Source organism: Leucobacter sp. M11, from assembly GCF_035726885.1.
Lineage (GTDB): Bacteria > Actinomycetota > Actinomycetes > Actinomycetales > Microbacteriaceae > JAPFRB01.
In genome coordinates this window covers 506,447-506,793 of record NZ_JAPFRB010000004.1, presented here as the reverse complement: position 1 = coordinate 506,793, position 347 = coordinate 506,447, and the positions used below count along the sequence as shown (strand labels likewise).

Below are 347 nucleotides of genomic sequence, written 5' to 3'. Positions count from 1 at the left end.
AACGGAGTGGCTCATGCGGTCCTTGGGTGCTGTGGCCTTAGCGCGAGAGCGCGATGGCCTGGTTGATGGCTTGGCGGGCGCGGCGGCGATCCCCGCAGGCGTCGTAGACGAGCCCGAGCCGCATCCACGATTCCCAGTTCTCGGGGGCCGCCTCGGCCTCGGCCTTGTACTTCGGGAAGAACTCGTCGGCCTGGTCGCGCACCGGGCGTCCGGAGGGCAGCGTGTCGACCTCCTCCTCGGGCATCCGGCCGGACTCGGCCAGCCGCCGCCCGAGCGCCGCGGAGCGCAGGCCGAAGAGCAGCTCGCGGATCAGGGCCCAGACGCCGATCAGGGGCAGGATGACGAGG

At 71.8% G+C, this 347-nt stretch carries 1 pseudogene; it reads right to left on the bottom strand.

Going from position 1 to position 347, the window contains the following annotated elements:
* Positions 1 to 37: 37 nt before the first annotated feature.
* Positions 38 to 347 (bottom strand): annotated as a pseudogene (locus tag OOT08_RS14585) (hypothetical protein); the annotation flags it as partial.